Source organism: Paenibacillus polysaccharolyticus (genome assembly GCF_023714295.1).
GTDB lineage: Bacteria > Bacillota > Bacilli > Paenibacillales > Paenibacillaceae > Paenibacillus > Paenibacillus polysaccharolyticus_A.
In genome coordinates this window covers 1,690,486-1,716,620 of the sequence record NZ_JAMAUN010000001.1, presented here as the reverse complement: position 1 = coordinate 1,716,620, position 26,135 = coordinate 1,690,486, and the positions used below count along the sequence as shown (strand labels likewise).

Genomic DNA, 26,135 nt, shown 5'->3' with positions numbered 1-26,135 from the left:
ACTTTTGAAGACAAATGAAGTTAATTCAGTTCAAATGAAGCCAGGCTCGCGCTGCCCATCCCCTGGTATGTAAAATACAAGGCCTGTTTACCGTCCGGAATGTGAATCGCGGCTGAATACGGCTTCCATACGTTGGTGAAGTGTACCGGGATGGTTCCCAGAACGGGTCCGTCCCAAGCGGTTTTTACCTCAAAGCTACCATTACAGTATCCACGCACCTTAATCGTGACTTGTTGAATGTCTTTACAATCGAAGTATTTAAAACCAGCTGTCGCAGATTCCGTCATATTGGCAATATATCCGGTTTCTTCGTCACCATCTCGGCCATCTTGGGTAATTTTCGGGAAGCGACTGTCGAGCCAAGCACCAGCACCAAATCCACCCGTATACAATTGATCTTCCTGGGTAAAAAGGTTGCACGCAAGATAGGCGGGGTACTCGCCTCTACCTTCCAAAGGTTCCCCATTCGAACCACAAGAGGTCATTTCAACTTGAGGGATGAAGCCATCCTTTTCAAACGTAAGCTTTTCAATACATCCCTGCCGGTTAAATGCATCTCCATTCGTATGTCTGTGGTAAAAAATGTACCATTCTGCGCCGATCTCTACGATACTTCCATGATTGTTCCCTCCATAATACATGGGCTTTCCAGCCGGCTTGTATGTATCGATGTGAAGATCACAGTTGCTCACAATTACACCTTGATATTCAAAGCCTTGAGTTGGAGACGTACTGGTTGCATAACAGAGTTCATGCATTACGGCCGAGGAATACACCAGATAGTAGAGGTCTCCTCTTTTGCGAATTGAAGGAGCTTCAAAAAATTCATGTCCTTCATATCCGCTGCCAGCGCTATACGGTTGACTTGGTGCCACAAATACGGGTTCCTCTACAATAGTGAGCATGTCTGGGCCAAGCACTGTTGCCATTGCACCATGTCTGGAGCGGTCGCCCGGTGCACAGAAACCGGTATACAGATAAGTAATTTCTCCTTCGGTCATTACGCCAGGATCGAATTGCGGCTCATCCCCTTCTCGTTCGCCGAGCCTGGTGCCGTCTGTATATTTTACATATCCATAGAATTCATATTTACCCGCAGGCGAATCACATACCGCTACAGAAACAACGGGTACTTTATCAAGTACATAATATAGATAATAGCGACCATCCGGTCCGATTGTTACATCGGGGGCATAAAGACACATATGACCATCCGGATTCAGCGGATCATCTGTTTTTTGATAAATAACTCCCTCATTGCGCCAGTTACCAAGGTCATCTACAGGAGCAGACCAGCATACATAATCGTTCAGACAAAACGCATGTCCGTGAAACCGATCATGTGACCCGTAGACGTATACTCTGTCGTTAAACACATAAGGCTCGCCGTCAGGCACGTACTCCCATGATGGGAGATAAGGGTTTAAACCTTGTTTTTTCATTGGAAAATGCACCCCTTGTTTAGATTTGTCAAGATAACTTTCGTATAATTAGGAGACACCGAGCATGTTCATGTTTCAATGGCGTTTCGATGTACACGTAGACGAGATTTACAATACGCATGGTAAAGGTGAAATACGATGAATACGATTTATTACGTTGAATATGATGCTGAGCATCACAGTCCATTTGTGTTTGATATACCTGAAGGCCATGATTGCTGGCTGTTGGTCATTACGCAGACTCCGGCACTGTTCTGGGTTAAAGGTCAACTGCAAGAATTCCCGCCCTATTGTGCTGTTCTGTATCCGCCCTATTCGAAAATATACTATCGCGCTTGCTCAGACCAATATGTGAACGATTGGATACGTTTTGCAAGTGACGAGCTCTATGTAACCGAAACCTCTCTCCCTCTGGGCGAGCCTTTTGCATTGGATGATCCTGAATATTGTCATAAGCTGTTTCAATTACTTGTCGCAGAGCATTCTCTCCAGAAAGGCTACAAGGAATCATCCATCGATTATTTGCTTCGCACATTGTTTAACAAACTGCTTGAATCTTATGTGCAAAAAAATATTGGCCCGCAGCATTATCCTCTGATGAAACTTCGGACAGCTATTCACAACCATCCAAGTCATCCATGGACTGTGGCTACAATGGCCAAAACCATGAATATCAGCCCGGGATACCTGCAACTCATTTATAAGAAATCATTCGGTTTATCCTGCATAGATGATGTCATCCATAGCCGAATTCGCTTGGCTAAAGAGTACCTTAGACACCATCCCTATACGGTTGCAGAGATTGCGGACAGATGCGGGTACCGTAATGTCGAACATTTTTGTCGGCAATTCAAACAAATAACAGGTGTATCGCCTAAGCGATTCAAACATCAGTGAGTCTTAATGAGCATCTGCACTTCTGAAACAGACTTGTTTGTTTCTCCACGTTTCTTTGTGAATTGGTAGCGTTATCTTATGATTTAAGATAAGGTTTTTAACACATGCATACAATGACTTATCCTGACCGATTATTGATCAATCCTCATATGAGATCAGTTGTTGGTAATTTTCTTCGGTTCTACCTTGGATTAATGGTAAAATAAACAAAAAATGATGCCCACTAAAGGAGAGTTAATATGAACGAAAGACCGAGTCAAGAAGAATACGCTGCTTTCTACGAAGGATACATCCACCTTGTTCCTGAAGGAAATGTCATTGAGTTATTACAAAAGCAGGCGGAACATGTGGAGAGCGCAATTCGCGCATTATCAGACGAACAAGCCAACTACCGCTATGATCAAGGAAAATGGAGCGTTAAAGAGGTTTTTGGTCACCTTATCGATAATGAGCGAATTATGAGCGGTCGTTTGTTACGCATCGCTAGAGGAGACAAGACCTCTCTTCCAGGGTATGATCAGGACACCCTTATGGAAGGTCACCCTTTTGAAGCATATAGCGTGGTTGATCTGGCTGAAGAATATGCAGCGGTACGGTATTCCACCATTGTACTGCTCCGCCGCCTGAGTCCGGAAGCTTGGATGCGTATGGGGCAGGTCAATGATAACACGGCATCTACTCGTTCCATTGCTTATGTGATTACTGGACACGAGCTACATCATTTGTCAGTCCTTCGCGATCGTTATGATGTACAGATATATGAGGTGAAGTGAAATTGAAAGGATCTTCAGCCTATTTGAAGCAAATACAGCTTAAACGGAATCAAATTGCTACTTATGATGAGTATCCGTTTGACTTGCCCGTTATTCGTAACCTGCATACGATGGATTTTCATCCCAAAGTTACGTACATTGTTGGTGAGAACGGGATGGGCAAGTCTACGTTAATGGAGTCGATTGCCGTGTCATGGGGATTCAATCCCGAAGGTGGCACGATGAACTTTACGTTTTCTACCCGAGCCACGCATTCGGACTTGTATGAGTATGTTCAATTAGTCAAAGGCACACGGCGTCCCAAGGACGGTTTCTTTTTCAGGGCCGAGAGTTATTATAATCTGGCTACAACCATTGATGAGTTGGATCGTGAGCCTTCCTATGGTGCTCCCATCAAGGATTCATATGGAGGGAAATCGTTGCATGAGCAATCCCATGGAGAGTCGTTTTTTTCCACGTTTGTTCATCGATTTGGCGGTCATGGTCTTTATATTCTGGACGAGCCTGAGGCGGCATTATCGCCGATTCGCCAGATGGCCATGCTTGCCCGAATTCATGAGTTGGTACGGCAAAATTCACAATTCATTATTGCTACCCACTCTCCTATTCTGATGGCGTATCCTGATGCGCAGATCTATAACCTGACACCGGAAGGCATCGAGGTACAGATCTTGGAGGAAACCGATCATTTCTTGATCATGAAGGAATTTTTGAATAACAAAGATAAGATGATTCAGCAGTTGTTTGAAGGAGCGGATACAGAGGATTAAGGACACCAACTACCGATTCTGATGCCGCCTCCTGACCTGCTCCAACAACCTGTGTTATCACTGCTACTAAATAAAAAAGAGCCAGCTAACCATATTGATTAGCTGGCTTACCTATTGATCACTAGAATGACTTGATCGCTACAATTACTTCTTGATCACTAAGATTGCTTCACGTACATATTCCTGCTTCGTTCTTAGCCCTTATAATGAAAATCAGGTATACTCGTCCAGCGTCTTTTCAGTTCATGTGCGATAGCTTTCGGTTTGCGATCCCGTGTGAAAATGCCTTTTTTATTGCCTTGCACTCGGATAATTCCCTGACTGGTCGCAAAATCAGCAAAGTTCCATACTTGTTCACCGACAAAGTGCTCAAATTCATCGAATACCTCGTGGTTGGCTTTGTAAAATTCCACTTGGTATTCCTCCGTAAACATCACAGGTTCAACATCATGCAATCCGGCAACCGTGTCTGCCCCGTATTCGGTCATCATGAAAGGTTTGTTCGGGCATCGCTTTAGCCAGCCATTGAATTCGGCGCGAAGCTTTTCCTTGGCAGCATGCAAATCCCCACCATCCACATACCAGCCATAATATCGGTTGAAAGTGAGTATATCCAACAGCTCAGCAATCTGATCTTTTTCAGGCGACGATTCCATTTGAGTAACAATAGTCACCGGACGTTTCTGTGGATCTAATTGTCTCGTTAGATCAATCAACGGTTTAAAATATTCATAGGCTCCCTTTTCTTCAGAGGCAGGCTCGTTAGCGATATTCCACATGACCACACAGGGGTGATTTTTGTCCCGCTCAATGAGTTCCCGAATGACATCCTGATGATGTTCGAACGTATCAAGTTCATCCCATGTGTTCTTCAGCACGCCCCCGCGATGCACAACCAGCATGTTCAGATGCATGCCAACTGCGGCCACCTCATCAATCACAACAAATCCTTCCCGATCAGCCAGTCGCATCACTTCTTCCGAATATGGATAGTGTGCAGTTCGGAAGGAGTTGGCTCCCGACCATTTCATGAGATTAAAATCAAGCACATTGGCGGCCTCATTAAATCCCCTGCCATGAATAGTCGTATCCTCATGTTTGCCATACCCTTTGAAGTAAAAGGGTTTATCATTAATCAGGAACTTGCCTTCTTTCACTTCTACACTTCTCACCCCGAATGGCTGTTCATATACATCTATGGTTTCCCCTTCGGTTTGCAGTTCTACGCGCAACGTGTATAAGTAGGCATTCAGTGGCTCCCAGAGTCTAACATCAGATAGGATAATTGTGCCTGATTCGCCTTCGGATGCCGCAACCAAAGAGCCGGATTCATCGATAATTTCAGCTTTAACCGACGCAGAGCCAACCACATCAATGGAATAATGAACCTGTCCGTCCAATTGGGTTACGATCGTGACGTCCTTAACATAGGTCGTTGGTGTTGTATATATTTTTACAGGGCGATGCAGCCCGGCATAGTTGAAAAAATCAAAATTCGGCAGATTGTGCACCGTTGTTTGCCCATCTGAATGTTGTTTCTCAACAATGGAGCCAACGGGTAGTGTTGTTTCATCCACAATATTATTTACAGCGACGGTCAGACGGTTCTTCCCTGTGTGCAGGTAACGGTTTATTTCAGCTTCAAAAGGTAAAAAGCCGCCTTTGTTCTGGGTAACAAATTCCCCGTTCACATACACTTTGGCCATATGAGTAACGGAGCCAAAGCGTAGTACAATTCTCTCTTCACTCATTACACTCGGCAAATTGATCTCCCGCTCATACCAGACCCAGCCTACATGGTCCCGAATTTTGGCGCTTACTCCGATGTCGTTATATGAAGCTGGGACAGCCATGCGCATCGGATCTTGGAGTTTTGCCTTTTGCCAATTTTCCTGAAATCCCTCTCCGGCATCCAATTTGAAATTCCAGATTCCATTCAGATCGATTAGATTACGTGTCTCGGTCAAAATAGGGTATAACATATGAACATCTCCTTCATTCTTTATAAAATAGGCTCTTCCTCTACCTCCTGTCAGGTAATGTTATGAAACGGGTTACGGGTATCAGTTCGTTCGCTTAGCCTTGATATCGCTTACAAGTTGTGCTGTACGTTTTTTGTTTAATGGATACAGGAAAGCAATGCAGATAAATACGAGAAACAGACCTATAGCTGGAACAAGTGTTGCCAAGAAATAAATGCCTTCAAGTGTACGGGGTGTTTGCACATGCAGTGTAGCATTATACCCAACAGCCGCCATAGCTACCCCGCCAATACCACCTGCAACGGCCTGCCCGACTTTACGCGAAAAGGAATAGATAGAGTATATCGTCGCATCCTCTCGCAGTCCTGTAACATGTTCATGATAGTCAACCAAATCTGTGATAAACGCCCAGCTGATCAGATTGAACAGAGCGTATCCTAACAACCCAATGAACAGAATCGCCATATATTGAACAGCGGAAAGATTTGGAATCAAATAGAGTAGCAAGTAAACGATTGTTGAAAGTAAAAAGCCTGCAGCGGCAACTTCTTTTTTACCGAACTTTGCTACGAGCGGTTTGATTAACGGCATTCCGATAAATATAGGCGCAGCTTGCACCAGACTGAACACACTAAGTAATTGCGCGTTACCGAAATAGTCCTTGAACAAATACGTATTAACGGTGCCCAGCAACATTAAATTTATTAAGAAAATGAGCGATCCGATCAGGAAGACGATAAGTGGTTTATTTTTCAAAAGTCCATATAATGTTTTTCTCAAATTGGTATTTGGCTTCTCGTTCATATCCGGGATAACACGTTCGATCGATAATTTATAACACGCCATATAAGAAGCAATGGACAATATTCCAAAAATAACAGCTCCCAGTAAAAAACGGCTTGCATTCGCTTCGTTATTAACAAACAACAGCAACGGGCCCACCACGCCTACAAATAATTGTGCCAATGTTGCCCCCAGCGATCTCCATGTAGACAACACGGTTCGTTCTACAGGGTCAGCAGTAATGACTGAAGCCATGGAACCGTAAGGAATGTTAACGGTGCTGTAAAGCGTTCCCCACAGAATATAAGTAACATAAGCGTAAGCGAGATAAAATCCATCGGACATTCCGGGAATGTAAACAAACATGAGTACCCCGGAGATCACAAGCGGAAATGACATGCGATAAATCCATGGTTTGAATTTACCGTGTTTGCTTGCTTTACGCGTATCAACAAAACGTCCCCACGAGACATCGGCTATGGCATCCCACAAACGAGCTAACAAGAATAATCCTCCGACCGCTGCCGGATTAATATGAAATACATCCGTGTAATAGACCATCAAAAATGAGCCAACTAATGCAAAAAAGAAATCGTTTCCAAAATCGCCAAACAAATAGCCGAATTTATCCTTATATCCGAAAGGACGCATAAAAATCCACCTCTTTATTCAAAATTTGGAATACCTATTGTCGAATTTTATTACAAGATGAATCTGATCATTTGATAACGCTCTCAATTCAGGGTGTAGGTCGTTTATTATATTGGCTGAGTTGCTGAGCCCCCTTAAATCCATGCTTGAAATCGATTTCATGACAAATTATAATCGGTCTTGTGGGGTTTCATATGGTAAGTTTCACATGTAAATAGGAATATTCACATGTGTTTTTCAGTTCTTAGATTGAAACGGAGGCTTGGTGATGCCTAACTTTTGTGATGAAAACCTTGAATATATATGTAATATGACACATCATTTATACAATGTACCCGTCTACTATTTTGATAATGAATACACGCTAGTCTATCAGGTCACCCCTGTGGATTTCCGGTGTAACCCCTTATTCCCCTCTGACTACAAGATCATGACAGACCTGTTTTCCAGCATGCCAATCGAGCAACTCCCTGTCCTTCGTGAAACAATGTATTTGGAGAAATTTTTCGCCATACGTATTCATGCGGATCATCAGTGGAAAGGAATCATCATTGTAGGCCCGATCATTAATTTTAAAATGACAGAGGAAATTATTCGTGTGACTCTAAGTGATTTGTTAGCCAAAGCGGATCATCATGAAATGAAGAAATATTACGACGGAGTGCCTGTGATGAGTACGTTTAAATTAATTAATCTTAGTATGGCGATGTATTTCATGCTCTATCAGGAAAAGCTAACGCTGGACGAAATCTTGTTGAAAAACGAGGATGACCATTGGAGAAAAACGCTGGAAATCGAGCAACCGTATAAGCAAATCATAGACGACCGTCAAAATAATCTCATTCACACGGAAATCGATAAAGAGAAAAAAGTATTTGATTTCATTCGTTTGGGCAGAACCGATAAGGTGCTGGAATCCTTTCATACGATTCACAAACAAGGCAAAAAGAGTGTGTTGTCCAAGACGAGTTATTTGCGTAGTCAAAAGAATCTGGCGATCTCCCTGATCACGCTTGCGACAAGATCAGCGGTAGAAGGTGGTGTTTTTCAAGAGATTGCTTATAATCTTAGTGATTTTTATATCCTTAAAATTGAGGACTTAACCGACAGCCAAGCGGTTGAGGATTTAATGGAGGTTGCTCTGCTTGATTTTGCGGAACGTGTGAAGCGTAGTAAAAAACACAAATACTCGAAACCGATTAACATATGTCAAAACTATATCTTTAACCATTTAAATGAACGGATTACGATCTCACAACTGGCTGAAATCACTTCGTTGAATCCGAATTATTTGTCCAATCTGTTCAAAAAAGAAGTGGGTATCTCCATTTCGCAGTTTATTTTGAAAACGAAAATTGAAGAGGCGCAAAATCTGTTGACGCATTCTCACTATACGTTAGCGGAGATTTCTACTCTTTTGAACTTTTACGATCAGAGTTACTTTGCGAAAGTGTTCAAAACGTATACGGGATGTACACCCAAACAATTTAAAGATCAAAGAACAAACGGTTAAATTAATTGGATCAGAAACAACAAAAAAACCGCTGTAAAAGCGGCCTTTAAAGGTGTATTTAGTAACTTCCAAGTTACATTCCGGTGTTTGAAAATAACCTGTGATTTGCGTATGCTGCTGCACCGATTACACCCGCTTGTCCACCCAATTTAGCTTGCACGATGGTACAAGCTCCTGAAGAGAGCTTTAATGAGTGATTTCTAACGGTATTACGTACGGAATTAAGGAGACGATCACCAGCTGCGGACATGCCGCCTCCAACGATAATCATTTCTGGATTCAACATATTTATGACATTGGAAAGGCCGAAACCTAATATCTCTCCTGTTTCGTGCATGACTTCAACAGCAAGTGCATCGCCAAGATCATACGCATTCGAGATCATATGGGCTGTAATTCTGGACGAGTCTCCCTCTACCCACTCCGTAATCATACTGGATTGGCCTGCCTCCAGCCTTTCCGTCAATGTTCGAACCATCCCAATGGCAGATACATATCTGCCCAGGCAGCCTGAACTACCGCAACGACAAGCACGGCCTTCCCGATACATATTCATGTGTCCAATTTCTCCTGCGCTTGAGGTTGCTCCGTAGATCACCTTTCCGTCATTAACGATTCCAGAGCCCAGACCGGTTCCTAAGGTGATTAATACTAAGTTGCGACAACCGACACCAGCACCAAACAGCCATTCACCATATAGATTAACGCGTACATCATTGTCGATAAAAATGGGGAAATCGAAATGGTTGTTCATGTGATTCACTACATGGATATTATCCCATCCGGGGAAATTAGGCGAAAATATAGATAAGCCCGTTTGTGGGTCTAATAAGCCTGGCACACCTATACCCATGCAATTTACCTCATCTGGATGGATTCCTTCAGCCAACATCATTTCTTTCGTAATGTTTGCCATTCTATTTAACACATGAATCGGGCCTTTATCGGCTTCCGTGGCATCACTTCGTTCGTGAACTTTCTGAAATGCTGTATTAAATATAGCGGATTTAATATTGGTTCCGCCCAGATCTATTCCAATTATATATTGGTTCATATTAACATCCTGACTTTTAATGGTTTTTACACATCACTATTAAACCACGAAATTAAAGGAAACGCTAAATATAAAGTCATATAATTTATTATTCCCTTCGCCGCACCAACGGTCCGTGATGATGATGTTTTTTCAGTAGACAGAGAATACAATGGTAGCCCCATACACGAAGTCTGTATAGTAATTTAGGATATACGCACTCAACCGGTAATAACAATAACATACCAGCAAAAAATAGAAATGTAGCTCTGCGATATAGTTTGAGTTGTATCGACTTTTACGTTCCCCTCATTTTCGGACGTTCTCGCCTTGTACGCCATCAGTAATAAGTATGGTCACAAAAATGACAATGAACGCAGCAGCGCGTCCCTCGAAAATCCCCGCTGCCGTTTGCAACCGTGCTAGACCTTCTGTTTGTGCCATCCATAATTAGCTTGTTTTGAATGAAAGTATTTGGATTGGGAAAAATGTAAAAGTAAGACACGCTAAAATGGGGGTTGTTTTTTGTGACATATCATTTTAAGAATCTGGTCTTTGAGGGTGGAGGAGTACTAGGTTGTGCTTATGTAGGGGTAGTAGAGGTTTTACATAAGAGAAATGTCTTTGCTAACATTTCAAGAGTAGGTGGAACATCTGCTGGAGCCATAGTGGCTCTACTTATTAGTCTCAATTATTCAAGTACAGAGATAATGAAAGAACTCAAGGAGCTTGATTTGAAAAAGTTTGCTGATGACGATTGGGGAATCATACGAGATTCCAGCAGACTGTTTAATAAATATGGTTGGCATAAGGGAAAAGCTATGTTGAATTGGCTAGAAGAAAAAGTTAATTACAAAACAGGAAGCCCAGACAGTACGTTTGGTGACCTCCAGAAACAAAAAGCGGAAAAGTCATTCAAAGATCTTTACATTATCGGGACAAATATAAATACACACTTCTCTACTATTTTCTCTCATGAGAAGTACAGTGATATGAGAATAGCAGATGCTGTTCGTATTTCAATGTCTATCCCTTTATTTTTTGAAGCGGTTGAATTCAAGGAAGATATTTATGTGGATGGGGGCGTGTTACTTAACTATCCAATTAAATTATTTGATAGAAAGAGCTACCTAAACAATGTTGAGAATGGGATCAACACTGAATCATATTCGGAGTATCAATTAGAAAGTGTATCCGATCCATTTATTACGAATACCGAGACGCTGGGATTCAGAATCGAAAACTTGACCCAGCGAGATATCTTAATGGGATTGAAACCCAAGAGAAGAGAAGTAAACAATGTGTATGAATTCACAAAGAATTTAATCGGTTCCATTTTAGACTTTCAACAGAATGTTAGCTTGCAAGATCTTGATTCAGACCGAACTGTCTATGTATTAAACACAAATAAAACTTCAGCAGTAAATTTCAATATTACTGAAATGGAGAAAAATGTATTAATTGACTCAGGATTTGTTTCTACAGAAACTTATTTCAAAAGTTTTGATAATCCTGAAATTGAGATGAGTAACCGCCCCGGTTAGAATCATTCACTTAAGCTTTCCGGAACCCCTCCTTTAGGCCCAACCTCCTTATGAGTGTGGGTCTATATTCTTTGTTGTTAAATCTGAATTCTTAATTCTCCACTCTTTTTAAAACCTTTTGTGATCTTGCACAAATCAATCTTCTGATGTTATGTTGTTTGACATTCTTGTTTGACTCCCCTCCACAACCATGTTACATTTTCAAACATAAGCAATGATTGGAAAAAGATTACATGGAACCAAGCCTGTTATTTCTTCTCATTTTAACTCAGCGAAGGAGTTGCTGACTATGCATTTAACTGTACAGGAACGTGAAAAATTACTGATGTACCTCGCTGCGGATATGGCTGAAAAGCGGCTGAAACGTGGCGTTCAGTTGAATTATCCGGAAGCCGCTGCCTATATCTCAGGTTTTGTCGTAGAGGGTGCACGGGATGGGAAAACCGTAAAACAACTGATGGAAGAAGCTCGTCACCTTTTATCAGCAAACCAGGTAATGGATGGCGTAGCCGAGTTGCTGAGTGAAGTTCAGATTGAAGCCACGTTCCCGGATGGAACGAAGCTGGTGACTGTACATGAGCCTGTTACTCGGATCGATGGTGCGATTATCCCCGGTGAATATGAATTTGCGGATGATCCTATTGCCCTGTTGCCTAACCGCAAACGAATTAACCGTTCTGTGACCAATACAGGCAGTCGCCCCATTCAGGTCGGATCACACTTTCATTTTTTTGAAACGAACCCCGCTCTATCATTTGACCGCGAAGGTACTAAAGGATATCGGCTAGATATCGCTTCAGGTCTTTCCGTCCGCTTCGAACCGGGAGACGTTTATGACATTACGCTGGTTGAAATCGGTGGAACGAAGGAAATCCATGGATTCGCCGGGTTAACCAATGGGAGGGTTGAATGATGAACACCATTGATCGTGCGACATATGCAAGCATGTATGGCCCCACGACCGGAGATCGTATTCGGCTCGCGGACACCTCGTTAAAAATTGAGATCGAAAAAGACTTTACCGTGTATGGAGATGAGTGTGTTTTTGGCGGAGGTAAAACGGTCAGGGATGGCATGGGGCAGCATCCTCTGGCAACGCGTAGCGAAGGCGTTCTGGATACGGTCATTACCAACGTTGTTATTGTAGATACATGGGGAATTGTCAAAGCCGATATTGGTATTAAGGACGGATTGATCCGAGGCATTGGAAAAGCGGGAAATCCATTTGTGATGGATGGTGTCGATCCTGACATGGTTATTGGGGTAGGTACAGAAGTGATCTCTGGTGAAAATTTGATTGTAACCGCTGGCGGTGTAGACAGCCATGTGCATTTCATCTCTCCGCAGCAAATTGAAATTGCGTTGCAAAGTGGGATTACCACGATGGTTGGTGGAGGCTCCGGCCCGGCCACGGGCACACTCGCTACTAACTGTACCTCAGGGGTGTGGCATATTGAACGCATGTTACAAGCGCTCGATTCATTGCCAATGAATTTTGTGATGCTTGGCCGAGGCAACAGTTCCAGACCTGAAGCGTTGATGGAACAAGTACTTGCTGGTGTTGGCGGACTGAAAATTCACGAAGACTGGGGAAGCACACCATATGTTATCGACAAATGTTTAAGCGTGGCAGAACAGTATGATATTCAGGTCAATATCCATACCGATACGCTGAATGAAGCTGGATATGTGGAGGACAGTTTGCGTTCGTTCAATGGTCGCGCCATTCATACCTACCATACCGAAGGTGCGGGCGGTGGTCACGCGCCGGACTTGTTACGTGTTGCTTCCATGCCGAATGTCCTGCCTTCTTCCACCAGTCCAACCATGCCTTATACCCGAAATACCGTCGATGAGCATCTGGATATGCTAATGATCTGCCATCATCTTGATCCCAAAATTCCGGAGGATGTCGCCTTTGCCGCTTCGCGGATTCGGGAGACAACAATTGGTGCGGAAGATATATTACATGATATCGGTGCAATCAGTATGACTAGTTCAGATTCACAGGCGATGGGCCGTGTAGGTGAGGTGGCAATCCGAACCTGGCAAACGGCGGATAAAATGAAAAAACAACGCGGTTCGCTTACCGGAGATACCCAGGCGGATAACAATCGTGTGAAACGATATATTGCCAAATATACGATTAACCCTGCAATTACTCATGGCATTTCAACATATGTAGGATCGATTGAAGTCGGTAAAATGGCGGATCTTGTGTTATGGAAACCCGCTTTTTTCGGAGTTAAACCCGAACTTGTTATTAAGGGCGGCATGATTATGCATAGTGTAATGGGAGATCCGAACTCCACGATCTCGACACCACAGCCCTATATGTACAGACCGATGTTTGGGAGCTATGGCAAAGCACGTTCTGCCATTTGTGCAACCTTTGTGTCCCAGGCCTCTATTGATGCTGGTACCCTTTCCCCTCTGGGGCTCAGTAAATCTTTAAAGCCAGTGACGGGCTGTCGTGCAGCTAGCAAAAAAGATATGATTTTAAATGGAGAAACGCCAACGATTATGGTTAATCCGAAAAATTATACCGTATCCGTGAATGGTGAAACGCTACGTTGTCTTCCGGTTGACGAATTACCCATGGCTCAGAGATACTTCTTGAGTTAATATGTGAAATCGTTGTTGCCTTCATTGAATGGCTCCGTTTAAATCTAGAAAAAAGCCCAGCTAACCTAGCCGGGCTTTTTATGATTCTAATCATTTTCTTTCCAGCAACGTTCGATTATTCTCGAATGAATCCACCTTCCGAATGAATAACTTGTCCCGTAATCCAAGCTCCTGCTTCACTCACGAGAAAATCAATAATGTTCGCTGCATCCTCAGGTGCTCCAATTCGTCCCAGCGGGAACTTTGGCATCAGATAATCACGAATGGAATCATCCATCCACGTTGTATCAGTTGGCCCCGGATTTACGGCATTTACTGTAATCTTCAATGGTGCAAGTTCACGGGATAAGGACGTGGTAAAGGCAGAGATCGCCCCCTTGGTTGCAACATACGCTAACTCACCTGGCATCGGCGATATATCCTGTCCCGACGTCATATTGATAATTCTGCCTGAGGTTAGATTGGACTTTTCGAATTCACGAGCAAATATCGTACACAGTAAAAATGTCGTTCGCATATTAACAGCATAGTGGTTATCCAAGAGTTCGGCGTCAAAGGACTTGTAATCGGTGTTGACACCATAAGCCGCATTGTTAATCAGTATTGAGGGTTGTCCCAGTTGCTGGACTGCACTTTCATATACTCGTTGTGCTGCGTTACGCTCGGTTAGATCGATCTCGATGGAGGCACAGCGAACCCCCATGTTTTCAATCTCTTTGTGAAACGCAAGTGTCCATTCCGGATCAGCCTTATATTGTGTGAAGAAAATATCAATTCCTCTGGAAGCTAATTTGCGGCAAAAAGCACTTCCCATATCTCTTGGATCGCTGGCACCGGTGATAATCGCGATTTTTCTCTGATTTTGAGTCATCCTTCTACCTCCACTTACATAAAAGATGTGTATCTTTTCATCAATTATAGTGAATAGAGGTGACTTATGAAACACTTCTAGCCAAACGAATATCTGAACAGCCCATTTGTTTTACATACCCTAACAATCCAATCCAAATGATAACAGATACAACAAATCAATTTTGCCAAGTGTTTTTTTGTATTTCCCTTTTAGCAAATAACCAAGCGATGCTGTTCCAAGTAATCCAAGATAAATCGTCCATAACAAGTTAATCACATGTGTAACCCATTTTAGTCTATTATAAAATAATCGTTACGTATGTCCTGTTGCATTACCCTCTTCAATCTTGCTTCAGTTTTATTGTAATATACAGTGATCGTTAATTTATTTTATCAATGAGGTGATATCCGTTTGATGAATTTATACGGCGCGCAGCATCACATTCTTGTGCATTCCAATGCCATCGATGCTGAGGTACATCAACATACGTTTATTCAAGTCACGATTGCGTTAGAAAGTGATTTTGAGATTGAAGTTCAGGGAGAAGTTTTACGTACAGCTGGAATCATGCTTAACTCCAATGTATCTCATCGTTTGCAGGGATCGGGGCAGTCTCTAGTCTTGCTTTTAATAGACAGCACTTCAAGCGTAGCTGCCGCCTTTAAACAATATATGGGCAAACAGGCATACGCCAATCTTCCTCCAGTGAATTGTAAAGAAGTCGCCGAATTCATAAAAGCATCGTTACCGCAAATTCATGATGCAGAGCGATACGGTTTATTTTTACAAGAACTCATGACTCTTTTTCAACTGGATTACACTCCACCTGCGATTACGGATTCACGAATCAAGGAACTGATCCGACGTATGAAGGATTGCACGGATTCGGAGCACTCTATTCGTATGTACGCTGAACAGTTCGATCTATCGAACAGCAGGCTGTCACATCTGTTTAAAGAAAATACAGGCATATCGCTTAGCGGTTATATGTTGTTACATAAGCTACAGAAGGCATGTTATCTGATTTTCCAAGGAACCAGTATCACGGACGCAGCCATGGCGGCTGGTTTTGATACGCCCTCCCATTTTGCCAATACCAGCAAGCGATTGCTCGGAATGACCGCCAAAGATATTCGTAAGGATAGCGTGTTTTTGCAAGTTTCCTCCCTGCACTGACGATACAATGTTTGCAGGAGGTGCTCATCATGAACAACAATCTCGAGCAAACGCAATTGTTAGATTACAATCATTCGACCATTCAGAGCCTCATTCGCAGCCGTAACTGGGCTTCACTCCCTGTAAAGGAGCAAATCCTTCACGTATATAACTACGTTCGTGACGAGATTGAATTTGGTTATAATCGTAGCGATAATATTCAGGCTTCAGAAGTGCTCCACGACGGTTATGGACAGTGTAATACGAAAGGCATTTTATTCATGGCACTACTCAGAGCGCTAGGTATCCCTTGCCGTATTCACGGTTTTACGATTCATAAACAATTGCAAAAGGGAGCCATGAAAGGATGGTATTATCACCTTTCTCCGAAAGAGATTATCCACAGCTGGATTGAAGTGTTATATAACGATAGGTGGTTAAATATTGAGGGATTTATCCTGGATCTCTCTTATCTGACCAAGCTTCAACAAAAGTTCGAGCAATGTACAGGTTCATTTTGCGGGTATGGCGTGGCTACGGATGATTTTCAGAACCCCGCTATTTTTTGGAATGAAAATGACACCTATGTGCAGAAAGAAGGCATCGTCCAGGATTTCGGTACGTTCGACAATCCGGATCAATTCTTTTCTCTCCATCCCCAAAAGTTAAATCCAATCAAGAGAATGATATTCAGCCATGTGGTTCGTCGTCTAATGAATAGGAATGTGAGACGTATTAGGCGGGGGTGATCGTTTATTCTTTTGAAGCAAAACACCAAGAAAAAGACGGAAAGATTCGGGGTAGGTTCTCCGTTTCGTTCCGTCTGAAAGCTAGTATTAATCCATTTTTACAGGCTCGACCACTTCGAATAAAAATGGATTACCGTCCAAATATTCTCTTATATATGCTTGGGCATATTTTTGTTCATCGATTAAACTGGCGGTTTCTCTTGGATCGGAGGCGTGATGGCAGAAGTTCTCGATCATGAACATGATGAAAAAACATTCCAGATCTCGAGTATAGTCGGCTTCCAGCTTCTTAATACTCTCATAACCTTGGATAAGCTGCCATCGATGTTTAGGCCAAAGCTCCAGCATGGTGCCTGCCATATCGTAGAGAAAATATCCGTACCCACATCTTTCAAAATCAATCGGTGAAGGTTGATTATCGTTAAAAACCATATTACCGGTATGTAAATCAGCATGAATTAGTCCGTAGTTATGTTCAGTTGGACGCATAGTGGTAAGTTGGGATACAACCTTCTCCGCTGCATCTTGATACAGCTTCCATGCCTTTTCGGATAAAAAACGTTGATGGTAACGTTCCAACTTAGCCAGTTCACGTTTAAAGCTTTCTACTCCCCAAGCAGACCTTACAAAATCAGAAGGTGGATTGAAATCCTTTGCTGCTGCATGGAGCCTGCTTATCATTACTCCCATATTATACGCATGACTATCCGTAAATTCCCCTGTTGTTTTTTCACCCTCGATCCACCGCATCATTGTTACATAAGGCCGTCTATATCCCATTTCTGTTTCAATCTCCAAAACATAAATACCATCACAACTTGGTATCCCTTCGGATACATTTAGTTCTTTCGATTTTTTCAGTGCTTGTAACAGTAGGAGCTCCGAACGAATTTCCTCTCTGCTCAATCGGTCCGAATGAATGCGAAGCAAATAATGGTTAGCTGTACTGGTTTCAATTTTATACGTGATCGATTCAGATAGTTGAATAAACTCGATTTTATCCCATTCTAAGTCATACTGTTGGATTGCTGATAAAGCAACCTTCCTTGCTCTGATTAACAACGCTTGCCGTTCTTCATTCGTATCAAATTTTAAAAAATCTTTCATTGGTTATCCTCCTGCAATTTTCATGTAGTAAAAATCACCTACTTCTCTTATACGTTATTGTAACGATCGCAAAAGCTTAAAAATATGTAATAAACAATTTAAACTATGTTATACACAAAAAAAGCCATAAGTCTAATCAACAAAAAAGGAACGAGGCGTCATCAAGTGATACCTCGTTCCTTCTGAATCGGGTCTACTGAATGGAGAATACTTCTTTTTTCAACAGTTCTTCAGGTTTCTGACCAATAGGATCGCTGTGGAAATAATCACGGATAACTCCATCCTCCAGATAGTTCGCAATAGATACCATAATCATGCCTTGGTCCAATGCCAGATAAGCTTTGGCGATTTCTTTGGTCTCCAGATTGATGGAGTCGTATAAGCCATATTCGCCAATCATGTTTAACTTTTTCAGTGTTTTGATGTTTTTACGTGCCTCTTCAGGCGCATAGTCCAAGGCAAGGAATGTTGCATGCGGAGTTACCGTTGCTCCGTCTTTATAACCTGAGATGCCAAGCGGTGTCGCTGCAAACTCACTATATCCGGTAGGTGTTGCTGATGGGGAGAATCCCCATGCTGCATACCCTTTTTCTTTGGCATATTCGATCTGAAGATCGACATGACGTTTATTGTTTAGACCTAGTGCCTGAATACCCAAGTCTTTTTCCTTGATTACCATTCCTGGCATCAGTCCTTCAAACATACTGCCTCCCCAGCTAGGAACAAACTTTTTACCTTTATACTCATAACTTCCTTCGAAGACATCGACGCCATCATAATTCACCGTTTGACCCTGAGGAATCTGAGACTGCCAATCCCATTCAAGAGGCATGGTTCGATACATCTTCCACCAATGCTCTTTCGGTACGTCTCCTTTACCAATGGCAATATAACTCGCTACACGAGGTTCCGTATAAAAGGACCCATAATGATGCTCTGTCAGTGCGCCTTTTGCGACATCATAGCCACCACGGAATTGGCCGACTTCCGGATCGTATAACGTGGTATAGTTCATCTGTTTAACAAGAGTGCTGGTTTGTGCATTTAACTCGTTATACGCTTGTCCAACGACGATTAATCCTGCGGATAACCAGCCATTATCTACTTGTGATATAAATTGCCCCCAATCTTTTTTGACGGAACCATCGTCCGTGTTGTACCAGTTATAAAAGAGACCATTCCACTTATCCATCTTCTCCAGTGTGTTTAACGTTGTTTTCAAGCGGGATACGGCTTCTTTCTTCGAAAGCAGGCCCATTTGTTCCGCAGAAACGGTACTCATCATGTACATTGCGATGTTTGTTGGCGAGGTACGCTTGGCTTCTTCCTTCCCTGTTTCCTTCATTCGTACTTCATCATACGTCAACCCGGTTATGGGATCGGTAAAATCTTTGAAGTATTTGTACGTTTTTTTGGCAACCGCTTTCAATTCTGGTTTGAAGCCTGGCGGCTTGCCTGAATCATGTGCAGATATGACAGGAGCGAAAGCTGTGCTGGCAAACAGACAAAAAGTTAAAATAAGTCCTAACCTTTTTACAATGTTCATCTCTTTTCTCCCTTCAAAAATGAATTCGAAACGTTTCGCATTTATGATATCACGAATGTACATATTTGGTAAATAACAAAATGAAAACCCTTACTTTAAAAGTTTTATTTAGGTTTATCTTTTGACTTTTAACTCGAAACGTTTCATCGATAACAGGAATTCTTCTGCAAGCAGTCACTCTTTCTTGTGTAACAGCGATGATTCGGCCCATGTACGTATATAAGCAAAATCTAAAAAAGCCGCTATGGTTTAGCGGCTTCCATGAGACGTACAAATGATGAATCTCCATTACGATACTCTATTCGAATTGCTTCGGTTTTGTATCGTGATTGTTCGCTTCAATACTGTTCAACCATCCCATCATTTCACAAAACAATAGGCTTCATACGACCATCTGCTTCAAACTGAATCGGGTCAATACATACTTCCCGGTGGTACCCTTTCCCCTCGGAGAACCGCGATAACGGAGTGACAAAACGATGGTAAGCCATGTAATACTGATGCGTTTCAGAATCATGGAAAATACAGTGATGTCCTGTTCCAAGCATGTCTTTTTCTACATTTTTGCTTAAGACAGGGTAGTGATAGGTGACCGGGCCGTAGAGGCTTTCCGACGTACCGTAATTGACGTGATAATCCTCACTTCCCGTATCATCACAAGACCATGTGAAGTGGTAAAGCCCATCCCTCTTTAACACGGTTACTGCCTCTCTGAAATCATGCAATCCTGCAATGTTACGCATCGTTTCTTCACGCACAGTGATCATATCGTCACCAAGCTCCACAATTGCAGCATCACCGTTGCCAAACAACAGATACATCTTGCCATCCTGCTCCGCATAGATTGAAGGATCAATAGCTTGCCCCATCGTAATCCCAAGACGTCTTAATTGATCCATAGTAATCAAAGGCTGAGGCTCCGCTCGGAATGGACCTGTTGGGGAATCGGCAACAGCGACACCAATAGCACTTTCCTGGTTAGGCATTTTGCCGCAGAAGTAATAGTAATATTTGTTGTTGCTACTGGCAATCGCTGGTGCCCATGCATTCCCGATGGCCCAAGGCACATCATCCGTTGCCAGATCAAGAATAATCCCTTCATCCTGCCAATATTGCAGATCGCTGGAGGAAAACACCTTAAACTGCGTACCTGACCACCCGTCGAAGCCATCCGTAGTAGGATACATATAATAGCGGTCGCCAAACTTCGCCACATCAGGGTCAGCGTATTGACCAGCCAGTACCTGGTGACCGTCTCCATAAGCGGCCAGCAGACAATTACCTTCTTCCGCGGTGATTGGCAGAATGCCACCATGTCGCTTTTTGGTTTTTCCCATATCAAACTCGTCGTCTGAAGCTATTCGGAAGTCACCGCTATCGAGATCGGTCGTCAACAGCGGTAGATAACCTTTTCCCTCTGCAAACCGATCCACAATCAGGCACCACTCATCCCGGTCATTGAATTTAAATATCTGTGGCCCTTCTACACCCATCAGAGCTTCCAACACAGGCGCATGGATCGTAGTGAAGGCATCCTTGTCCAAAGAGTTCCCCTTTTCAACACGAATATTTTTGGTTGTTTCATCTTTGGAGTATCGGTAGTAAGAACCCGAAGAAGCCAGAATGGTCGTATCAATGATGTGGTTTTCACGCTCGATATACTTTACCGATGGAGTGAATGTACGGAAGTCTTTGGTGCGTGCGCTGTAAATCTTCTGTTTACGTTCAGATTCATCTGCATCTTGTGTGGCTGAGGCCCAGAATACAAGAAACTCATCAGTTGCTTCATCATAAACGGCTTCAGGTGCCCACACACAACCTGCACCCGGGATGCCAAGTGTAATTGTCCAAGGAGAAGACCAATCCACGAGATTACTGGACTCCCATACGACAATATCACGACTGCCTTCGTTTACAGCAACACCCCAGCCTTTGCCGTTTGCGATTCGCAGATCGGTTGCAATCAGATAAAACTTATTCTCCTTAGCGGAGCGAATGAGAAACGGGTCGCGTACACCCTGTTCCCCCAGATTGGAGCGCAATACGGGCTTACCCCCGTTTAAGTCCTTCCAATGAAGACCATCCTCGCTATATGAAAAATAAACCTGCTCTCCATCGGGCTGTTCACCGATAAAATGCACAAAAAGATATCCTGCGTAATTGGTGTTTGTATTCAACAAGTTTAGTAGCCTCCTAAGTATGTATATTGAATTTGATCTAAAAGAAAGCGCTTAACATAGTATATATCATACTTCAAATCAGGGTTTAGGAGTAGGGAAACTTCCTGCTTTTCCTTATTTACCGTTGTAGTCTCTCCAATTCCAATGGTATAACTGTATCGTTGACCAAAAGATGAAATGGAGGCCCCCTTATGATTCAGTCGATTATACATATCGCTTTGGTCGTTAACGATTATGATGAAGCGATCGAATTTTATACTCAAAAATTGAACTTCACCTTGCTTGAAGACACCTATCAACCTGAGCAGGACAAAAGATGGGTGGTGATTGCCCCTCCGGGATCTATAGGCACAACCATTTTACTCGCGAGAGCTTCCAAACCGGAGCAACAGCCTTTTATCGGTAACCAGGCTGGTGGGCGTGTTTTCCTGTTCCTGAATACCGATGACTTCTGGAGAGATTATAAGGACATGGTTTCCAAAGGCATTGAATTTGTGAGAGAACCAAAGGAACAAGACTATGGCATCGTTGCTGTATTTAAAGACCTTTATGGGAACCTGTGGGATTTGCTGCAAATGAATGAGGATCACCCTATCTCCAGACGTATGAAGTAGTAGAACAAATAGTCTGCAGAACTTGGATAGAGTGTACTGTTCTAGCATGTCAGTATGCTATAGAGACTGGAAAAAACCTGACTTCGAATAATTAAAGTCAGGCTGCCTTCATGCAAGGTTATCAGTAACATATCCCTACGCGTGCATTTATAAAGCGGCGGTCGCTAAGTTGACGATAAGTGAATTCAGCCGTATCGCCAACGGTAATTTCTGTGCCTCCTTCAGGTAAAACGTCACGCTCTACCCGGTAGTTGCCGCGAACCTCCCCATCTGGCAAATACGTAGGGCATACAATGGTCCACTCCAAGGTGGAGCCTTTAAGCAACGTGTACACTTCTTCATGTTCCTCGGCAGCCCTAGTTGACTTACGTCTGGATTCACTCGACTGATATCGAAGTTTCTCCGGCTCGGTTCTGCTTTGAAGAATACCGGCTGTTCCTACAGTAATGATACGCTTTATGCCCTCCTGCCCCATGGCATTGATGAGTAACGGCATGCTTTTGGACAGTGTGGTTGTTCCATCCGTGTTCAACGCGCTGATTACCGCATCAACGCCGAGCATGGCATGGACAAGATCATGGAGTTCAAATACGTTACCTTCGATAATGGTCAAGCGATCGTGTTGCATGTTTATTTTCTCTGGAGTACGGACCAATGCAGTTACCTGATGACCGTCCTGAAGCGCATGTGTAACGATATGGCTCCCGACACGTCCAGTAGCTCCTAGTACTAAAATATGCATTTAGAAACCTCCTGTTTTATGTTCATGATGTGATATCCCGGCATGTTACCCGTAAAACAATAGAATAACAAAAAAAGCGTTACACGGGTACTTTAAGTACGCCATATAACGCCGTTGCCTCAATCTGTAGGAGTGATCTTCTTGCTGAACTCCCTGATCTTCTCTGCGATTTCCTTGGGATGGGAGCGATATAAGTAATGTCCGGCCTCCAATAAAACCATTTCTCCCTGTTTAGCGTTCGTCATCTGTTTCTCATGTTCTGCAACCCACTCTTTCACGACCGGGTGGTTCTTTTGTACAAAGAAAAGAACTGGTAAATCACTTGGCCAGGTAAGCTGTTTCGCTGCTTGGAAATTAGAATACATGCTTACGGCCTCGTTTAATTGTGTGTTGTTGTACATATTTTTACGGATTAAAATGTTTAATTGCTCTCTGGTATCGTCATCATAGGAGAGCCCTTCATACGGGTCATCAGTCAGTTTTAACTGCACACGGGCAAAACCAAGGTTACGGAACCATTTTATTGGCTCGATGTCGGAAGCTTCAACTTTTTGCTCGCTAAGAGACGGGACACTGTGATCTAGCCCAATGAATGCTTGTACCTCATCTGCATATCGGTTCACATAGTCCAGGCTATAGAGACCTGAGATGGAATGCGCCATGAGCGTATAACGTTTGATACCGAGGCTTTGCAAGGCACTATGGATCTCATGCGTGATATTAGCCGAACTACGTTCCTTGTCAGTCTGCTCACTTAGTCCGTAACCAAAAGGTTCAACAACTACGACCTTATAATGAGGACTCAGTTCGGAGATGAGTGGTTTAAAATCAAGTGCAGGCGAAGCTGTCCCGAATCCGGGTAAAATGACTATCGTTTCTTTCCCTTCCCCCTGCATGAATACGTTCATTCGTTTTCCATCGACAGATACCTGTTGCCCGTAGTGCTCCAGTCGCTTTTGTTCAGAATGACTGCTGACTTGGTTCACCGTGAACACGGTCGCGATGAAAAGCAGGATGACGATAAGTATAGAGGCTATGACTTTTAGTAAAAGTTTAAGCACTCGCTTGACTTTGGAATCCTGGCTTGCTTTTGTTTTTTTTGAATCTGAATGACTTGGTTCAATCAACACCTTCAGCTCCTTTATGTCATGTTTCCTTCTCGGGTGGGTCTTGTTTTACTCCAAGTCAAGTGTACTCAACTTCGATGTCCCTAGAATGAATGCAATATGAACGGAACATGAACGAACGCTATAAACTTTCTTTCAAACCTTCTTCATTCTTCCTTCTACTAATCCATTTGGGGGCCAGCGAATTAATATCAGCCACATCGCAAACAGGTGAATCAGGTCAAAAAAGTGCAACACAGTTCAAATAAGTGCAAGATTCGTACACACTTTTCATCCCATTCGCTCTCTCAATCTTCCTCTTAAGTAAAAAATCATACAGATTCTGGTCAATAACGTTTATATCCCCTCCTCTTATTCTCCATTACAATATCTTCAAGTACAACTTTCCTAAATATGACTTGAACTTGAGGGGGAACGTGAATGAACCAAAAGATGAAGCTTCTAATCATGTCAGTGAGTATGTCTGCTCTGCTGATCACAGCTTGTAGTGACACGGGAAAAGGTAAAACACAGACCGATGCGGACGATGACGGCACAGGTGCAGTCACCATTCATACGGTCACATCGGAGTATAGTTCAGCGAAGTATCCAAAGGGCGATGATATCACCAATAATGTCTGGACTCGCCGGTATAAAGAGAAGTTAAACATTAACGTCAAGACGGACTGGGTCAGTGATGAATATGAAACAAAACTCAATCTCGCCATCTCTTCCAACGAACTACCTGACGTTTTCCGGGTGAATCCTTCTCAGTTACGCCAATTGGTTGAAGCCGATATGGTCATGGATTTGACAGAAGCCTTTGAACAGCATGCCTCGGAACGTCTGAAAGGTTATATGAAAGCGGATGCAGACAGCTACGAATCAGGAAAAAAAGACGGCAAGCTTTACGGTATACCGCAGATGCACTGGGGGTTAATTGAACAGCCCGACTTTATCTGGATCCGGAACGACTGGAAAGAGGAACTTAAACTGCAAGATCCGAAATCCGTTGAAGATATCAAAAATATGGCGCTTAATTTTATGGAAAAACACGGCGGATACGGCATCGCTGTGGATCAATCCCTGGACTACCTCAACCTGCTAGCGATTGCTTGGAACGCACATCCCGACATGTGGATTGAAGATAATTCGGGAAAACTCACCTATGGCTCCATTCAACCTGAGATGAAAAACGCGCTTGCCGAGTGGGCGGAGTGGTATAAATTAGGCATTATTGATCCCGAATTTGCAATTAAAGACTTCAATGCGATGAATGCCGATATCGTTGCTGGTAAAGTAGGCATCCAGCCTTACTATCAGTGGTGGGGGTATAATCCGGGCGTAGATACGATTGCCAATCTGGGCAAAGATTCGATCTTTTATCCGTATCTCATTCCAACTGTGGACGGTAAGGAAGCAAAACAGTCGATCTTTTTTGCCAACAACAACTACATTGTTATGAAAAAAGATGCCGCCAATCCGCAAGCGGTGATTGAAATCTTGAATGATTATGCCTACATCGTAGATGAAGGTAACGGCAAGGAAACACCGGAGACACTGTCTGCCCTGCTCGACAATGATATTGCCCACGTGGTTGGTGCGTTCCGTGTACTTAATCCGAATTCGGACTATGAGCAGTTTGAGGCTGTGTCCAAAGCTCTTGAAACGAAGGATACGAGCGGACTTACGACTTCAGGGATGTGGCAGAAATACAATAATAGCGTGGAGTTTATTAAAAATGCGACACCGGGAGCAACTGGCGATTATTTGCAACAGGGTGCTCCGAAAAATGCATATGGTCTGGCCAAAAAAGTGCTTGATAGCAACAACTATATCAAAACCGCGCTATGGGGTGTTACGCCCGAAGCTCTCTCCAGTTACGGCACAACGCTGGATGACATTCTGACCGAAGGATTTACCAAAATCATTATGGGCAGTGAAAGCATCGATTATTTTGACGTGGTCGTACAGAACTGGCGAGCAGCTGGTGGAGATAATGCCATTGAAGCAGTCAACGAAGCCTACGGGAAATAAAGCATTTGCGGTGTGAAGCCGGAGGGGGTGAGC

21 protein-coding genes are annotated in these 26,135 nt (G+C 43.1%); 11 read left to right on the top strand and 10 right to left on the bottom strand.

All coding sequences use genetic code 11. The features are described from left to right. Nucleotides 1-20: 20 nt before the first annotated feature. The gene (locus M3629_RS07870; RefSeq protein WP_251503867.1) at nucleotides 21-1,442 is read right to left on the bottom strand and encodes a family 43 glycosylhydrolase; all 1,422 of its coding nucleotides are present in this window, start codon (nucleotides 1,440-1,442) and stop codon (nucleotides 21-23) included. Between the two features lie 138 nt (nucleotides 1,443-1,580). On the opposite strand from M3629_RS07870, the gene M3629_RS07865 reads away from it, so the two are divergent. The 3 genes from M3629_RS07865 to M3629_RS07855 all read left to right on the top strand — a co-directional run bounded on the left by M3629_RS07865 (nucleotide 1,581) and on the right by M3629_RS07855 (nucleotide 3,882). After that, nucleotides 1,581-2,339 carry an AraC family transcriptional regulator gene (locus M3629_RS07865; RefSeq protein WP_251503865.1) on the top strand — a complete coding sequence of 253 codons (759 nt, stop codon included), beginning with the start codon at nucleotides 1,581-1,583 and terminating at the stop codon, nucleotides 2,337-2,339. A gap of 239 nt (nucleotides 2,340-2,578) precedes the next feature. Then, nucleotides 2,579-3,112, top strand: a complete 534-nt coding sequence (locus M3629_RS07860) for a DinB family protein (RefSeq protein ID WP_251503862.1) — start codon at nucleotides 2,579-2,581, stop codon at nucleotides 3,110-3,112. 2 nt (nucleotides 3,113-3,114) lie between these two features. Continuing rightward, a complete protein-coding gene (locus M3629_RS07855; protein WP_251503859.1) occupies nucleotides 3,115-3,882 on the top strand; it encodes an AAA family ATPase in 768 nt (255 codons plus the stop codon). Between the two features lie 194 nt (nucleotides 3,883-4,076). On the opposite strand, the gene uidA is transcribed toward M3629_RS07855, so the two are convergent. Both uidA and M3629_RS07845 read right to left on the bottom strand, forming a co-directional pair. Next, nucleotides 4,077-5,864, bottom strand: a complete 1,788-nt coding sequence (gene uidA / locus M3629_RS07850) for a beta-glucuronidase (protein WP_251503856.1) — start codon at nucleotides 5,862-5,864, stop codon at nucleotides 4,077-4,079. Nucleotides 5,865-5,945: 81 nt separating this feature from the next. Then, the gene (locus tag M3629_RS07845) at nucleotides 5,946-7,298 is read right to left on the bottom strand and encodes an MFS transporter (RefSeq protein ID WP_251503853.1); all 1,353 of its coding nucleotides are present in this window, start codon (nucleotides 7,296-7,298) and stop codon (nucleotides 5,946-5,948) included. Nucleotides 7,299-7,566: 268 nt separating this feature from the next. On the opposite strand from M3629_RS07845, the gene M3629_RS07840 reads away from it, so the two are divergent. After that, on the top strand, nucleotides 7,567-8,811 hold the full coding sequence (locus M3629_RS07840; protein ID WP_251503850.1) for an AraC family transcriptional regulator: 1,245 nt from the start codon (nucleotides 7,567-7,569) through the stop codon (nucleotides 8,809-8,811). 73 nt (nucleotides 8,812-8,884) lie between these two features. Here the strand turns inward: M3629_RS07840 and M3629_RS07835 are convergent, their stop codons facing one another. After that, nucleotides 8,885-9,865: an ROK family protein gene (locus tag M3629_RS07835; protein WP_251503848.1), complete on the bottom strand. Its 981-nt coding sequence runs from the start codon at nucleotides 9,863-9,865 to the stop codon at nucleotides 8,885-8,887. A 506-nt stretch (nucleotides 9,866-10,371) separates the two neighbouring features. On the opposite strand from M3629_RS07835, the gene M3629_RS07830 reads away from it, so the two are divergent. The 3 genes from M3629_RS07830 (at nucleotide 10,372) to ureC (ending at nucleotide 14,013) form a co-directional block, all read left to right on the top strand. Beyond that, the gene (locus tag M3629_RS07830; RefSeq protein ID WP_251503845.1) at nucleotides 10,372-11,388 is read left to right on the top strand and encodes a patatin-like phospholipase family protein; all 1,017 of its coding nucleotides are present in this window, start codon (nucleotides 10,372-10,374) and stop codon (nucleotides 11,386-11,388) included. Between the two features lie 289 nt (nucleotides 11,389-11,677). Next, nucleotides 11,678-12,301 (top strand): urease subunit gamma, encoded by a 624-nt coding sequence (gene ureA, locus M3629_RS07825; protein ID WP_251503842.1) that lies wholly within the window; start codon nucleotides 11,678-11,680, stop codon nucleotides 12,299-12,301. Next, on the top strand, nucleotides 12,301-14,013 hold the full coding sequence (ureC, locus tag M3629_RS07820) for an urease subunit alpha (protein ID WP_251504636.1): 1,713 nt from the start codon (nucleotides 12,301-12,303) through the stop codon (nucleotides 14,011-14,013). The genes ureA and ureC overlap by 1 nt, the downstream gene beginning before the upstream one ends. A 115-nt stretch (nucleotides 14,014-14,128) precedes the next feature. On the opposite strand, the gene M3629_RS07815 is transcribed toward ureC, so the two are convergent. Continuing rightward, entirely contained in the window at nucleotides 14,129-14,884 is a 756-nt protein-coding gene (locus tag M3629_RS07815) for an SDR family oxidoreductase (RefSeq protein WP_251503838.1), read from the bottom strand. A gap of 396 nt (nucleotides 14,885-15,280) precedes the next feature. Between M3629_RS07815 and M3629_RS07810 the strand changes: the two genes are divergently transcribed. Beyond that, nucleotides 15,281-16,042 (top strand): AraC family transcriptional regulator, encoded by a 762-nt coding sequence (locus tag M3629_RS07810; protein WP_251503835.1) that lies wholly within the window; start codon nucleotides 15,281-15,283, stop codon nucleotides 16,040-16,042. 29 nt (nucleotides 16,043-16,071) lie between these two features. Further along, nucleotides 16,072-16,770: a transglutaminase-like domain-containing protein gene (locus tag M3629_RS07805; RefSeq protein ID WP_251503832.1), complete on the top strand. Its 699-nt coding sequence runs from the start codon at nucleotides 16,072-16,074 to the stop codon at nucleotides 16,768-16,770. Between the two features lie 87 nt (nucleotides 16,771-16,857). Here the strand turns inward: M3629_RS07805 and M3629_RS07800 are convergent, their stop codons facing one another. The 3 genes from M3629_RS07800 to M3629_RS07790 form a co-directional block, all read right to left on the bottom strand. Continuing rightward, nucleotides 16,858-17,877 (bottom strand): phosphotransferase enzyme family protein, encoded by a 1,020-nt coding sequence (locus M3629_RS07800; RefSeq protein WP_251503829.1) that lies wholly within the window; start codon nucleotides 17,875-17,877, stop codon nucleotides 16,858-16,860. A 193-nt stretch (nucleotides 17,878-18,070) separates the two neighbouring features. Continuing rightward, nucleotides 18,071-19,423 (bottom strand): glucoamylase family protein, encoded by a 1,353-nt coding sequence (locus M3629_RS07795; RefSeq protein WP_251503826.1) that lies wholly within the window; start codon nucleotides 19,421-19,423, stop codon nucleotides 18,071-18,073. Between the two features lie 365 nt (nucleotides 19,424-19,788). After that, entirely contained in the window at nucleotides 19,789-21,603 is a 1,815-nt protein-coding gene (locus M3629_RS07790; RefSeq protein WP_251503823.1) for a family 43 glycosylhydrolase, read from the bottom strand. 191 nt (nucleotides 21,604-21,794) lie between these two features. Between M3629_RS07790 and M3629_RS07785 the strand changes: the two genes are divergently transcribed. Further along, a complete protein-coding gene (locus tag M3629_RS07785; RefSeq protein ID WP_251503820.1) occupies nucleotides 21,795-22,217 on the top strand; it encodes a VOC family protein in 423 nt (140 codons plus the stop codon). A 121-nt stretch (nucleotides 22,218-22,338) separates the two neighbouring features. Here M3629_RS07785 and M3629_RS07780 read toward each other — a convergent pair whose 3' ends face one another. Together M3629_RS07780 and M3629_RS07775 are read right to left on the bottom strand one after the other, a co-directional pair. After that, complete coding sequence (locus tag M3629_RS07780) at nucleotides 22,339-22,959, bottom strand: NAD(P)-dependent oxidoreductase (protein WP_251503815.1); 621 nt, start codon at nucleotides 22,957-22,959, stop codon at nucleotides 22,339-22,341. 119 nt (nucleotides 22,960-23,078) lie between these two features. Next, nucleotides 23,079-24,089 carry an alpha/beta fold hydrolase gene (locus M3629_RS07775; protein WP_318283465.1) on the bottom strand — a complete coding sequence of 337 codons (1,011 nt, stop codon included), beginning with the start codon at nucleotides 24,087-24,089 and terminating at the stop codon, nucleotides 23,079-23,081. Between the two features lie 417 nt (nucleotides 24,090-24,506). On the opposite strand from M3629_RS07775, the gene M3629_RS07770 reads away from it, so the two are divergent. Continuing rightward, nucleotides 24,507-26,102, top strand: coding sequence for a hypothetical protein (locus M3629_RS07770; protein WP_251503808.1), 1,596 nt, complete (start codon nucleotides 24,507-24,509; stop codon nucleotides 26,100-26,102). The last annotated feature ends 33 nt before the right edge of the window (nucleotides 26,103-26,135 follow it).

Coding starts and splice junctions, on each gene's coding strand:
- M3629_RS07840 (WP_251503850.1), top strand. CDS start 7,567: ATGCCTAACTTTTGTGATGAAAACCTTGAATATATATGTAATATGACA.
- M3629_RS07795 (WP_251503826.1), bottom strand. CDS start 19,423: ATGAACATTGTAAAAAGGTTAGGACTTATTTTAACTTTTTGTCTGTTT.
- M3629_RS07845 (WP_251503853.1), bottom strand. CDS start 7,298: ATGCGTCCTTTCGGATATAAGGATAAATTCGGCTATTTGTTTGGCGAT.
- M3629_RS07805 (WP_251503832.1), top strand. CDS start 16,072: ATGAACAACAATCTCGAGCAAACGCAATTGTTAGATTACAATCATTCG.
- M3629_RS07800 (WP_251503829.1), bottom strand. CDS start 17,877: ATGAAAGATTTTTTAAAATTTGATACGAATGAAGAACGGCAAGCGTTG.
- M3629_RS07835 (WP_251503848.1), bottom strand. CDS start 9,865: ATGAACCAATATATAATTGGAATAGATCTGGGCGGAACCAATATTAAA.
- M3629_RS07770 (WP_251503808.1), top strand. CDS start 24,507: ATGAACCAAAAGATGAAGCTTCTAATCATGTCAGTGAGTATGTCTGCT.
- M3629_RS07785 (WP_251503820.1), top strand. CDS start 21,795: ATGATTCAGTCGATTATACATATCGCTTTGGTCGTTAACGATTATGAT.
- ureA (WP_251503842.1), top strand. CDS start 11,678: ATGCATTTAACTGTACAGGAACGTGAAAAATTACTGATGTACCTCGCT.
- uidA (WP_251503856.1), bottom strand. CDS start 5,864: ATGTTATACCCTATTTTGACCGAGACACGTAATCTAATCGATCTGAAT.
- M3629_RS07815 (WP_251503838.1), bottom strand. CDS start 14,884: ATGACTCAAAATCAGAGAAAAATCGCGATTATCACCGGTGCCAGCGAT.
- M3629_RS07870 (WP_251503867.1), bottom strand. CDS start 1,442: ATGAAAAAACAAGGTTTAAACCCTTATCTCCCATCATGGGAGTACGTG.
- M3629_RS07860 (WP_251503862.1), top strand. CDS start 2,579: ATGAACGAAAGACCGAGTCAAGAAGAATACGCTGCTTTCTACGAAGGA.
- M3629_RS07865 (WP_251503865.1), top strand. CDS start 1,581: ATGAATACGATTTATTACGTTGAATATGATGCTGAGCATCACAGTCCA.
- M3629_RS07810 (WP_251503835.1), top strand. CDS start 15,281: ATGAATTTATACGGCGCGCAGCATCACATTCTTGTGCATTCCAATGCC.
- M3629_RS07780 (WP_251503815.1), bottom strand. CDS start 22,959: ATGCATATTTTAGTACTAGGAGCTACTGGACGTGTCGGGAGCCATATC.
- ureC (WP_251504636.1), top strand. CDS start 12,301: ATGAACACCATTGATCGTGCGACATATGCAAGCATGTATGGCCCCACG.